Source organism: Leifsonia sp. HAY1-4F (assembly GCF_056755275.1).
Window position 1 is genome coordinate 1 of record NZ_JBNDHX010000116.1, and the last position, 11,174, is coordinate 11,174.

At 72.3% G+C, this 11,174-nt stretch carries 12 protein-coding genes; 7 read left to right on the forward strand and 5 right to left on the reverse strand.

What is annotated here, in order from left to right; translation table 11 throughout:
• Positions 1 to 500 precede the first annotated feature (500 nt).
• Positions 501 to 1,439 carry a sulfurtransferase gene (locus ACPYOG_RS16810; protein ID WP_481295310.1) on the forward strand — a complete coding sequence of 313 codons (939 nt, stop codon included), beginning with the start codon at positions 501 to 503 and terminating at the stop codon, positions 1,437 to 1,439.
• 50 nt (positions 1,440 to 1,489) lie between these two features.
• Positions 1,490 to 1,978: a glutathione peroxidase gene (locus ACPYOG_RS16815; RefSeq protein WP_481295311.1), complete on the forward strand. Its 489-nt coding sequence runs from the start codon at positions 1,490 to 1,492 to the stop codon at positions 1,976 to 1,978.
• 63 nt (positions 1,979 to 2,041) lie between these two features.
• On the opposite strand, the gene ACPYOG_RS16820 is transcribed toward ACPYOG_RS16815, so the two are convergent.
• A complete protein-coding gene (locus ACPYOG_RS16820) occupies positions 2,042 to 2,332 on the reverse strand; it encodes a hypothetical protein (protein WP_481295312.1) in 291 nt (96 codons plus the stop codon).
• A gap of 97 nt (positions 2,333 to 2,429) precedes the next feature.
• Between ACPYOG_RS16820 and ACPYOG_RS16825 the strand changes: the two genes are divergently transcribed.
• The gene (locus ACPYOG_RS16825) at positions 2,430 to 2,876 is read left to right on the forward strand and encodes a TraR/DksA family transcriptional regulator (protein WP_481295313.1); all 447 of its coding nucleotides are present in this window, start codon (positions 2,430 to 2,432) and stop codon (positions 2,874 to 2,876) included.
• 52 nt (positions 2,877 to 2,928) lie between these two features.
• On the opposite strand, the gene ACPYOG_RS16830 is transcribed toward ACPYOG_RS16825, so the two are convergent.
• Positions 2,929 to 5,856, reverse strand: a complete 2,928-nt coding sequence (locus ACPYOG_RS16830; protein WP_481295314.1) for a helix-turn-helix transcriptional regulator — start codon at positions 5,854 to 5,856, stop codon at positions 2,929 to 2,931.
• Positions 5,857 to 5,941: 85 nt separating this feature from the next.
• Positions 5,942 to 6,184, reverse strand: a complete 243-nt coding sequence (locus tag ACPYOG_RS16835; RefSeq protein ID WP_481295315.1) for a hypothetical protein — start codon at positions 6,182 to 6,184, stop codon at positions 5,942 to 5,944.
• 168 nt (positions 6,185 to 6,352) lie between these two features.
• Here ACPYOG_RS16835 and ACPYOG_RS16840 point away from each other — a divergent pair, with 168 nt between their 5' ends.
• Entirely contained in the window at positions 6,353 to 6,955 is a 603-nt protein-coding gene (locus ACPYOG_RS16840; RefSeq protein WP_481295316.1) for an NADPH-dependent FMN reductase, read from the forward strand.
• The gene (locus ACPYOG_RS16845; protein WP_481295317.1) at positions 6,952 to 7,374 is read left to right on the forward strand and encodes a WapI family immunity protein; all 423 of its coding nucleotides are present in this window, start codon (positions 6,952 to 6,954) and stop codon (positions 7,372 to 7,374) included. The genes ACPYOG_RS16840 and ACPYOG_RS16845 overlap by 4 nt, the downstream gene beginning before the upstream one ends.
• Positions 7,375 to 7,422: 48 nt before the next feature.
• On the opposite strand, the gene ACPYOG_RS16850 is transcribed toward ACPYOG_RS16845, so the two are convergent.
• A complete protein-coding gene (locus ACPYOG_RS16850; RefSeq protein ID WP_481295318.1) occupies positions 7,423 to 8,454 on the reverse strand; it encodes an aldo/keto reductase in 1,032 nt (343 codons plus the stop codon).
• A 47-nt stretch (positions 8,455 to 8,501) separates the two neighbouring features.
• Here ACPYOG_RS16850 and ACPYOG_RS16855 point away from each other — a divergent pair, with 47 nt between their 5' ends.
• Positions 8,502 to 9,020, forward strand: a complete 519-nt coding sequence (locus ACPYOG_RS16855) for a metallophosphoesterase family protein (protein WP_481295319.1) — start codon at positions 8,502 to 8,504, stop codon at positions 9,018 to 9,020.
• 76 nt (positions 9,021 to 9,096) lie between these two features.
• Here the strand turns inward: ACPYOG_RS16855 and ACPYOG_RS16860 are convergent, their stop codons facing one another.
• Positions 9,097 to 10,764, reverse strand: coding sequence for a DUF7059 domain-containing protein (locus tag ACPYOG_RS16860; RefSeq protein ID WP_481295320.1), 1,668 nt, complete (start codon positions 10,762 to 10,764; stop codon positions 9,097 to 9,099).
• Between the two features lie 41 nt (positions 10,765 to 10,805).
• Between ACPYOG_RS16860 and ACPYOG_RS16865 the strand changes: the two genes are divergently transcribed.
• The gene (locus tag ACPYOG_RS16865; RefSeq protein WP_481295321.1) at positions 10,806 to 11,081 is read left to right on the forward strand and encodes an acylphosphatase; all 276 of its coding nucleotides are present in this window, start codon (positions 10,806 to 10,808) and stop codon (positions 11,079 to 11,081) included.
• Positions 11,082 to 11,174: the final 93 nt, after the last annotated feature.

The window sequence follows — 11,174 nt, forward strand, 5'->3', positions numbered from 1 at the left end:
CGCGGGGATGCGCGCGGCGGCACGCCGGTGAGGCGGCGCGCTCCGCAGAGGTGCCCGTTGTTGCGCCGCGTGCGGCGTGAGCCGGCTCCCTCCCTGCGAAGTGCTCGTTGTTGCACGCGTGGACGGCGTGTCACCTGCAACTACGAGAACTTCGCGGGGATGCGCGCGGCGGCACGCCGGTGAGGCGGCGCGCTCCGCAGAGGTGCCCGTTGTTGCGCCGCGTGCGGCGCGAGCCGGCTCCCTCCCGCCGAAGTGCTCGTTGTTGCACCGCGTGCGGCGTGAGCCGGCTCCCTCCCGCCGAAGTGCTCGTTGTTGCACTCGCGTACGGCGTGTCGCCGGCAACAACGAGCACTTCGAGGCTGGGAGAGGAGCGGATGGGGCGTGGGGGTGGCGGATGGGCGGGACGCCGGGGCGGGAGCGACGACGGCGGGATGCGCGTCGCGTTACGGCGCGTTGCGGGATGCGTTCCAAGCGTCGGTGGTCGTCGTTAGCGTGAGCGGGTGACCACGACCGACCACACCTCCAGCCTTCCGTCCGATTCCTCCGCTGTCCCCGCCGCGCCTGCAGCGCTGGCCGCCGCACTCGACGGGCCGCTGGTCTCGACGCAGTGGCTCGCCGACCACCTCGGCGCCGAGGGGCTGGTCGTCCTCGACGCGACCGTCGTCCCCGCGCAGGGTGCCGACGGACGGCCCGTCTACCGGACCGGACTCGACCGGTTCACCGAGGAGGGACACCTCCCCAGTGCCGTCTTCGCCGATCTGCTGGAATCGTTCAGCGATCCGGCCGCCCGGTTCCCGTTCACCCGGCCGGATGCCGACGCGTTCGCAGCGGCCGCAGCGTCGGTCGGCGTCTCGGCGGAGACGACCGTCGTCGTGTACGACGCGGCGGTCGGGCAGTGGGCCTCGCGCCTGTGGTACCTGTTCCGGGCGTTCGGCCACGACCGCGTGGCGGTGCTCGACGGCGGCGCCGTGAAATGGACCGCCGAGGGCCGCCCTCTGGATCACGGGCATTCCGCCGCGGTCACCGCGGCCGACGATCGCTCGCCCGTGGCGCTGACGGCGATCGAGCGCGACGGATTCTGGGCCGACACCGCCGACGTCACGGCCATCGTCGACGGCTCTCGCGTCGGCACGCTGGTGTGCGGGACGCCGCCCCGCGACTTCGCCGCCCGCCACATCCCGGGCAGTGTCAGCGCGCCTGCGGTGCGGCTGGTGGATCGTGAGAGCAACGCCGTTCTTCCGGTGGATGCGCTGCGCACGATCTTCGCGGACGTCCTGACCACGCCCGGCCCCATCGTCTCCTATTGCGGCGCTGGGATCGCCGCAGCCGCCGACGCCCTCGCGCTGGCCGTGCTCGGCCGCACGGACGTGCTCCTGTACGACGGCTCGCTGAGCGAGTGGACGGCCGATCCGGACGCGCCGCTCGCCTCCGCGGCCTAACGACCGGGAACTCTGAGCCGGTTCGAAGCGAACGACCATACGCTTCCCTCATGACCGTCATGGATATCCCCTTCCACACCATCGACGGCGACGAGACCGCTCTGTCCGCATATGCGGGCAATGTGATCCTCGTCGTCAACGTCGCCTCCCGCTGCGGGCTCGCACCGCAGTACGAGAAGCTCGAGAAGTTGCAGGAGACGTACGGCGAGCGTGGCTTCACGGTGGTCGGGTTCCCGAGCAACCAGTTCCTGCAGGAGCTGAGCTCGACCGATGCGATCAAGGAGTACTGCTCGATGACCTGGGGAGTCACGTTCCCGATCATGGAGAAGGTGCGCCTGAACGGGCGCAACGCCCACCCGATCTACCAGGAGCTGACGAAGACCGCGGACGCCGAGGGCAAGGCGGGCCGCGTCAAGTGGAACTTCGAGAAGTTCGTCATCACGCCGGAGGGTGCGGTGCACCGCTTCCGTCCGCAGACGGAGCCCGACGATCCCGCGATCGTCGGCCTCATCGAGGAGTCGCTGCCCGCTTCGGTGTGACGCGAGGGCATGTGAGCCGCGGAGGCGGCGACCCGCCTAGGCGGCAAGAGGCGCAAGCAGGACTCACGCGCGACGGAACCAGCGTCCGCCCACGCGCTCGGTGAGCCTCCAGGAGCCGACCTCGGCGATCGCGCGGAGTCCGGCGACCGTGTGCTCGGCGACGCGCAGGGCCGATTGCACCGTGTCCTCGGTGAAGCGGACGGTGATCCGCGCCTCCCCGGCCACCACATCCACGCTCGAAGCTTCCACGACGGCGAGCTCGCGAGCCGCCGTCGCCGCGGCGGGCTCGACGGTGCGGGGATCCACACCCGGGCGGAGACGGCCGACGGCGACGATCACGCGGAAGGAGGGCACCGGCTGAGCCTACGCGCGTCGGACCTGCGGAATCCGTCCGCGAGGCGTACCCTGACTCGATCAGAGGCACGATCGGGGGATCGGAAGGGGTAGGCGCGTGCAAGATGCCCAGATGGAGGAGCGGATGCGGCCGAGTGAGCCGCAGACCGAGGAGCTGACGGTCGTGAGGGACGTGGAAGTCCTCACCCCGGACGAGCGCCTCGAGCTCGAGACGCTGCTGCGACAACGGCGAGACGACGACGTCGCCGAGGCGCAGCATTTGGCGGAGTCGCTGGGGCTGCTGCTCGCCTCGCGGTCCGAGTCCACCGCCGACGACGAACACGATCCGGAGGGACCGACGCTGTCGTCCGAGTGGAGCCGGCTGCACGCTCTGCGGTCGGACGCCGCCCACGACATCGCCGCCGTGGATGCCGCTCTCGAACGCCTGCGCCTGGATACCTACGGCACCTGCTCGCACTGCGGCCAGCCGATCGGCGTCGATCGCTTGCGGGCGCGGCCGACGGCCGAGCTCTGCATCCGTTGCGCGGTCGCCGTCGAGAGCTGACGCCCACCGCTGCTCGCCCATCCGGCAGGAAGCAGCCGGGCGCGCGGCCGGGTCAGGAGACGGGGCGGGACGCCAGGTAGACGGCCTCCGTGCGGCTCGATGCGCCGACTTTGCGGAGGATGCTCGAGACGTGCACGCTCGCGGTCTTCGCGCTGATGTAGAGGCGCTCGCCGATCTGCTTGTTGCTGAGGCCCTGCTCGATGAGCGCGAGTACCTGTTCCTCGCGCTCGGTCAGCGGTTGTCCGTGCGCGTCCGCCGCCGACGAGGTCCGACCTGCCGGCTGGGCAGCGAGGGCGTCGGCGGTCACGACGAGTTGCCGGATGCCGCTACGCTCGGCCAGCTCGCGCCCCTGGGCGACGAGAGACTCGGCACGCGACCGTTCCCCCGCGACCAGCGCGATGCGCGCAGAGCGCAGGAGGGCGTACGGCAGCAGATGCACGGGCGCCAGCGGACCTGCCGCAGCCTCCGTCGCGTTCGCCCATGCTGTCGCGGCGAGCGCGAACCGCTCGCCCCGGTCCGCCTCAGCGCACACCGCTGCCCGGGCGGTCGCCAGCTCCGCCTCGACCAGCGGCGCCCAGGCGGCGGCCGTCGGCCAGCCGCGGCTCCCGTCGAGCACCTCATCGAGCCGTTCGACCTCGCTCAGCACGTCGAGCCCGGACCCACGGTCGCCGCGCAGGGCCAGCTCGGCCAGAGCGCGCGCCGCCGCCGCCAGCACCGTGATGTCGGACCCGGGCATCCGGCGGAACGGCGGTTCGCCGACGCCGCGCGTCTCGGCCCACGCCCGGTCGAAGTCGCCGAGCGCGATGGCGACCTCGGCCGAGATGCGAGCGAGCGCCAGTCGCGTCTGCTGCTCCAGCTCGGCAAGGGCACGCAGCGGTGTGCGCAGCCTCCGCAGCAGGGCGTCCGCGCGTTCGGGCTCGCCATGCCAGACCCACAGCCGGGCACGCTGCAGCTGCGCGGTGACGCCGGCCCGATCGTCGAAGCCGAGGGCGATGCGCAGCATCTCTTCCGCACGTTCGTACTCGCCGAGGGCGATCAGCGGCTCGGCGGTGTTGGCGGCGAGCCAGACGCCGGTCGTGCGCTCCACCCCGCGCTCCCGCGCCCGTGCCACGCCGGACTCGGCGAAGCGGAACGCCTCGGCGTACTGACCGACCGAGTTGAGCGCATCCGACATGTTCACCGCGTATCGCAGCATCGCACCTGCGTCGCCGACGGCGAGCTCACCGGCGATCTCGAACTCCGCGAAGCCGTCGTCGATGTGTGCGGATGCCACCAGCGACGATGCGAGGATGTTGTGCGCGATCGAGCGCAGGCCGGACGACGCCTCCTCCGCCTCGGCGATCGCCGCACTCGCCGTCTCGATGGCCGCCTCGAACGACCCCTGCAGCATCCGCTGGGCTGCGAGCTCGGTCAGCAGGTGCGCACGCAGGAAGTCGGTCCGGGGCAGCGATCCGGGCGGCACGAGGGTCAGCGCCTCTTCGAAGAGTTCGGCGGTGCCCGGCCGGTTGAGGTTCGCGATGTACTGCCCCTTGTCCCGCAGCAGCCGCGCCAGGCGGGCCGGCTCGAGGGCCGGCTCCCGGTCCTCCGCCTCCGCGAACGCCACTTCGGCCAGCGCGAGGGCACGCTCGCTGTTGCCGGCGTTCCGCAGCGCCGATGCGGTGAACGCCAGAACGGCGACACGATCGCGTCCGCTCAGCTCCTCGGCGTCGGGAATGCGATCCCACAGCTCCAGAACGCGGTCGCCCATCGCCGCGGCCGTCGCGTACGCGTAGGAGCGCTTCGCCTCATCCATCGCCTCGAGGGAGGCGAGGAACGCGCGGCGGATGTCGTGCGCCGCCAGCCAGTGCGCCGACAGCTGGACGGCCGAGCGCTGCGGGCTCGCCTCGAGCGCCTCCGCGTAGCGAGCATGGAAGCGGGTGCGCTCGCCCGGCAGCAGATCGGCGTGGATCGCTTCGCGCACCAGGGCGTGGCGGAACGAGTACTCTGTGGAGTCGGCCGTGAGCAGGTTCGCCGTGACGGCTTCGCGCGCAGCCGCATCCAGTTCGTCCGCCGACCCGTCGAAGACGCCGGCGAGCAGTTCGTGCGTCACGCAGACCCCGCCGGCTGCGAGCACGCGCAACAGGCGCTGCGCAGGCTCGCTCAGCCATTCGAAGCGCGTCAGCACCAGCTCGCGGAGGGTCTCGGGCAGGTCGTCTCCCGAGCGGAGTCCGTCGATCCCGACCAGCTCCTCGACGAAGAACGGAACACCCTCGCTGAGCTCGGCCACGCGCTGCAGCGACGCGGCGTCGGGCGTGCGCCCGAGCAGTTCTTCCACCAGCTCCGCGACCTGCTCGAGGCCGAGGCGGGCCAGCTCCCAGCGGGTCACCCGGCGCGTCCGGTCGAGCTCGGGAAGCCAGGAGCGCAGGATGTGCCCCCGCGGAACCTCCTCGCTCCGGTAGGTGAGCAGCACCAGGATGCGGCCGCCCTCGGACATCCGCACGATGAAGCGAAGCAGTTCGAGAGTGGAGCGATCGGCCCACTGCAGGTCTTCGATGCCGAGGATCACCGGTCGTTCCGCCGAGATATTCTCCAGCAGCACGGTGACCAGTTCGTACAACCGCTCTGCGCCGGTCCGCGGCGGCAACGCCGACTCGTCGGCGAGCTCCGGAAGCAGCGCGGAGAGCACTCCGGCTCCCGAACCGGCCGCCTCCAGCACGCGCTCGAGGCCGAACGTCTGGATGAGACGCCGCAGCACGGCCGCGAAGGGCGCGTACGGCGCGCCCTCATCTCCCAGATCGACGCACCGGCCCAGCAGGACCATCGCGGACGGCTCCTGCTCGGCGAGGAACTCCTCCAGCAGCCGGGACTTGCCGATGCCGGCTTCTCCCCCGATCACGACCGCGCGCGGCTCACCCGCGGCCGCCGCACGCAACTCGTCGCGCAGCGCCGCCAGGTCGGGCTCCCGCCCGACCAGAGTGTGGCTCGACGCCGATGATCGCATGGCCTCATCGTGCCACGAGCCACCGACATCCGGCGCCCCCGGATGGACCGCTTCGCCGACGGCAGACACGCCGCCGGCGGAGCCGTCATCGGCCGGCGTGAGCCAGCTCCCGCTCCTGCGGCGCGGACGCCTCGGCCTGGCGTGTCGCCTCGGGCGGCTGCGCCGCGGACGTGCCCGAATCGGCCGCCTCCGCCCGGACCTTCCGCCCGGCCGACCGCAGCCACCGGCCGTGCTCCCGCACCTGCCGCGCCTGCTCGCGCTCCCGTTCCTGGCGCTCGGCCTCCGCGGCCCACATCCGAGTGTTCGCGAACTCGTCGATCAGCATCATCCTGCTCCCCTTCATCCTCGCCTGCGGCTCTCGCGCCGCTTTCGGCGATGACTTCAGCCTGCTCGCTAAGGCCCCCACCGGACATCGGGAAGATGCCCTATTCCTGCCCCACCGTGGGACGGCGCGCAGGGCATGAGGGGCTTCACTCCTCCGTAGGGCTGGGGCAGCATGGCACTCATGGCCACGATCAACGAACTCCAGCCTCCGTACCGTGTCGGCTACGTCGTGGGAAGCCTCTCCGCGAAGTCCGTGAACCGCATCCTCTCGACAGCCCTGCTGCGGCTGGCACCCACCGATCTCGAGTTCACCGAGATCCCGATCGGCGGGTTGCCGCTGTACAACCGGGACTTGGACAGCGACTACCCGCCCGAGGCCCGCGAGTTCAAAGCCTTGATCGCCGAACAGGATGCGCTGCTCTTCGTCACGCCCGAATACAACCGGGGCATCCCGGGCGCGCTGAAGAATGCGATCGACTGGGCGAGCCGTCCGTATGGCGAGAATGTGATCGCGCGCAAGGCGACCGCCGTGATCGGGGCCTCCACCGGCCAGATCGGGACGGCCGTCGCGCAGCAGCAATTGCGCAGCGTCCTCAGCTTCTTGCAGGCGCCACAGATGAACGCTCCGGAGGCCTACATCTGGATGCGCCCCGGGCTGATCGAGGAGGACGGCACGGTCACCGAGGCCGGGACGGAAGACTTCCTCCGCGGTTTCATGAACGCCTTCTTCGAGTACATCGAGCGCGTGCTCACCGTGGTGCCGAGCGCACCGTGAGGCTGCAGGACGACGGAGGCGAGCGCAGCATCGAGCTGCGCCCGACCGCCCTCCAGCCGGACGACGACCGGGTGCTCGCCGATGTCGCCGTGGACGACGGCGCCCGCCGCTGGTCGCTCACAAACTCCCCCTGCCTCACCCGGGACGAAGCGCGGGACCTGGCCGCGTGGCTGGCCGGAATCGCGGAGGATGCGACGGCGGCCGCCGACGAGTGGACGTCGCTGACGTTCTCGTCGAACGTGCTCTCGCTGAGCGGCCACCGAATCCCGGGCGGCACCGTGGAGCTGCGGATCGCGGTGCTCAGGATGCGCACCTCCGACGACCGGACGGCCGACGTCGTCGTCGGTCTGCGCACCCCGCAGGCCTCGGTCAGCGCCGCCGCCCGCGACCTCCTCGCCGGCCTCGACGCCCTCCGCTGACCCGGTCCCCTGGCGCGGAAGCACGGACCCGCGCGCACCTAGCCCGGCTCAGCGACCGCCCTCGGGCCTGCGGTGTCGCTGCTGGACGGCCTGCTCTCCGTAGGGGTAGACCTCCGCGCGGGGGGTGCTCGCCGCCTCCAGCCGGGAGCGCTGCTCGTCGGTCAGCTCCAGGTCGGCGGCACCGAGGTTGTCCTCCAGCTGCTCGACCGTGCGTGCGCCGAGGATGACGGAGGTCACCGCCGGGCGGTCGCTCAGCCACGCCAGCGACACCTGCGACGCGGACGCCCCCGTCTCGCGCGCCACCGCATCCACCGCGTCGATGATCTCCCAGGTGTGCGGGTCCGCGTTCCGGGCCTCCCAGGCCTCCATGCCGCGGGTCGGGTTCTCGCCGAGGCGCGTGGCGCCCGTCGGCGGCTCGTCGCGGCGGTACTTCCCGCTCAGCCAGCCGCCGGCGAGCGGCGACCAGGGCAACAGGCCGACGCCCGCATCCAGAGCCGCCGGCACCACCTCGTGCTCGATGCCGCGCACGATCAGGCTGTACTGCGGCTGCAGCGTGACCGGGGGCGCCCAGCCGTTGGCGCGGGCGACGTGCACGGCCTTGGTGAGCTGCCAGCCGAGGTAGTTCGAGAAGCCGTAGTACGAGATCTTGCCCGCGGTGACGGCATCGTCGAGGAACCGCAGCGTCTCCTCGATCGGCGTCAGCGCATCCCAGGCGTGCAGCTGGTAGAGGTCGATGTGCTCCACGCCGAGGCGACGGAGGGAGGCGTCGAGCGCGTTCCGCAGGTGCGTGCGGGAGAGTCCGAGGTCGTTCGGCCCGGCGCCCATCGGGAAGCGGCCCTTCGTCGCGATCACGATGCCGTCGCGGCGGCCGTGGTGCCGGCCCAGCCAGCGCCCGATGATCGACTCGGACGCGCCGGACGAGTACACGTCGGCGGTGTCGATGAAGTTGCCGCCGGCGTCGAGGTAGCGCTCCAGGATGGCGTGCGAGGTGCGCTCGTCCGCCTCCGCTCCGAAGGTCATGGTGCCGAGGGCGAACTCCGACACGATCGTTCCGCTGTTTCCGAGGTTGCGTGGGTCCATACTGCGAAACTAGCCCCGTTCCGCGGGCGTGCGTATCGTGAACGGACGTGAGGCTCCTCCTGATCTCCGACACCCACATCCCGAAGCGCGCCCGATCGCTGCCCGCCCAGGTGCTGGCCGAAGTGGATGCGGCCGACGTCGTCATCCACGCCGGCGACTGGGTGGATGCGGCGACGCTCGACCTTCTGGAGCAGCGGTCGCGCCGGCTGGTCGGCGTCTACGGCAACAACGACGGGCCGGAGCTGCGCCGGCGGCTGCCGGAGGTGGCGGATACCTCGCTCGAGGGGGTCCGGTTCGCGGTCGTGCACGAGACCGGGCCGGCGACGGGCCGCGAACTGCGGTGCGAGCGGGACTTCCCGGAGGCGGATGTGCTCGTCTTCGGGCACTCGCACATCCCGTGGGACACGGTGAGCCCGCGCGGCCTGCGCCTGCTGAACCCCGGCTCGCCCACGGACCGGCGGCGCCAGCCGGAGTGCACGTATCTGCGGGTCGAGGTGGTGGATGGGCGGCTCGCGGAGGTGACGCTCCTGCCGGTCGACCGCGCTGCACGGGCGGTTCCGGACTGACGCGTCAGGCGTGCGGCGGGGGCGGTTCCGGACTGACGCGTCAGGCGTGCGGCGGGGGCGGTTCCGGACTGACGCGTCAGGCGTGCAGGAAGCCGTCCACGAGGAGGCCGCGGACGGCGGGGAGCAGTTCGCCGCGCAGGGCGTCCTCATCCACCTCGAGCAGCTGCGCGAGTGCCGCGACGATGGCGCCGACGGTCAGTTCGCCGTCGCAGGCACCGACGAGGGCGGCGAGACCGGTGTCCGCCGAGACGACGCGCCCGAAGGCGCCGCCCTGACGGAGCAGGATCGCAGTCGGTGAGTCGGCGCCCGGCCACAGGTGCCGCTCCTCGGTCACGTCGCCGGCGAGGACGGGCCGCAACCGGGCGAGGGCGTCGTCGTCGAGAACCGCCTGAAGATCGTGCGCCGCGAGCGCCTCGCCGAGGTGCACGCCGAGGCCGGCCTCGTTCGCGCCGACGGATCCGTGCAGGCGCTCGAACCGGCGCAGCGTCGGCACCGCATCCACCCATCCGGCCCGCTCCGGGCCACTGTCCGCATCCCGACCGGATACCGCGCCCACCCGCCGCAGCAGCAGGTAGCCGAAGCCGACCGAGCGGACGTCGCGTCCCTCGAAGTCGTCCAGCCAGGCCCCGAGCAGACGGTCGAACGCGGGGGTGCCCGGGCGGGTGCCGCCGTCGCGGATCCAGGTCTCGGCGTACCGGACGGCATCCTCCACATCCCGCTCGATCACCCAGGCGTCGAGCGGAATCGTGGAGGCATCCACCCACTCCCGGACGCGCTCCAGCCCGTCGCCGGCGCCCCGGTACTCCCAGTTGCCGAGCAGCTGGGCGACGCCTCCGGGCGTGAGGTGGTCGCCGCACCCACTCACGAACGAGGCGACCAGGCCGTCGCCGACCATCCCTCCGTCGCGGTACTCGTAGGCGGGGACGCCCTCCACGCGCGGAGTGATGACGAACGGCGGGTTGGACACGATGTGGTCGAACCGCTCCGCGGCGACGGGCTCGAACATGCTCCCGAGACGCAGCTCGACGCCGTCGATCTCGTTGAGCGCCAGATTCAGCGCGGCGAGGCGCAGCGCCCGCGGCGAGATGTCGGTGGCGACGACGCGGCGCGCGTGCCGGGCGGCGTGCATGGCCTGGATGCCGCATCCCGTCCCCAGGTCGAGGACGCTCTCCACGGGATCCTGCAGCATGAGCCCGCTGAGGGTGAGGGAGGCGCCGCCGACGCCGAGCACGTGATCCTTGGGGAGGGCGTGGCCGAGGGCGAGCTCGCCGAGGTCGGAGACGATCCACCACTCGGCGGGACCGGCCGCACCCACGAAGGCGTACGGGCGCAGGTCGACGGCGGGGGTCACGGTGTCGGCGGGCGCGGCGGTGGTGGGAGCGTCGGGGGTGGCGGCGGCGTCGCGGGCGTTTCTGGAGGCGCCCGGGGTGGCGGCATCGTCGCGGCCGGTCGCGACGAGCCCGAGGGCGATGGCGCCGTCGATGCCCAGCGCAGGGAATGCTGCCGCGGCCGCCTCGCGTGCCACCGGGACGCCGAGGACGAACAGCCGCGCGAGCGTCGACAGCGGGGAGGCTGCACGCCGTGCGAGCGCGCGTTCCGCCGGGACCCGCTGACCCCGGTGGAGGGCGTCCGCGGCCTCCTCGCCCCACAACTCCGTGAGTGCGTCGACCCCGAATCCGGCTGCGATCAGGTCGGAGCGGAGGTCCGGGATGCGTTCGGCGGCCGGGATCGAGGGTGCGGTCATCCTCCCATTGAAGCTCATCCGGCCGGGAGCAGAATGGTGCTGTGATCCGGAGGAGAGCGATCGTGACCGGCGGCGTGCAGGGCGTCGGGTTCCGCTGGGGCGCGCGCGAGGCGGCGCACCGGCTCGGCGTGCGCGGCTGGGCGCGCAACCGGAGCGACGGCACCGTCGAGGCCGAGATCGAGGGCGAGCCGGAGCAGGTCGACCGGATGCTGGACTGGTTGCGCCGCGGACCGCCGGGCGCCGCCGTCGACGCCGTCGCCGTCTCCGACCTGCCGCCCGAGGGCGACGACGCCTTCCGCATCCGCGAGACCGCCTAGCCCCCTGCCCTCGCGCCCCCGCGCGTGTAGATCAGCTTGGCGAACAGCTCGGCGTCGCCGCCGCCGTTGCGGGTCAGGTAGTCCGCGACGCCC

Excerpts from the sequence above, each read along its gene's own strand:
- ACPYOG_RS16830 (WP_481295314.1), bottom strand. The coding sequence starts at position 5,856 with ATGCGATCATCGGCGTCGAGCCACACTCTGGTCGGGCGGGAGCCCGAC.
- ACPYOG_RS16840 (WP_481295316.1), top strand. The coding sequence starts at position 6,353 with ATGGCACTCATGGCCACGATCAACGAACTCCAGCCTCCGTACCGTGTC.
- ACPYOG_RS16815 (WP_481295311.1), top strand. The coding sequence starts at position 1,490 with ATGACCGTCATGGATATCCCCTTCCACACCATCGACGGCGACGAGACC.
- ACPYOG_RS16860 (WP_481295320.1), bottom strand. The coding sequence starts at position 10,764 with ATGACCGCACCCTCGATCCCGGCCGCCGAACGCATCCCGGACCTCCGC.
- ACPYOG_RS16850 (WP_481295318.1), bottom strand. The coding sequence starts at position 8,454 with ATGGACCCACGCAACCTCGGAAACAGCGGAACGATCGTGTCGGAGTTC.
- ACPYOG_RS16835 (WP_481295315.1), bottom strand. The coding sequence starts at position 6,184 with ATGATGCTGATCGACGAGTTCGCGAACACTCGGATGTGGGCCGCGGAG.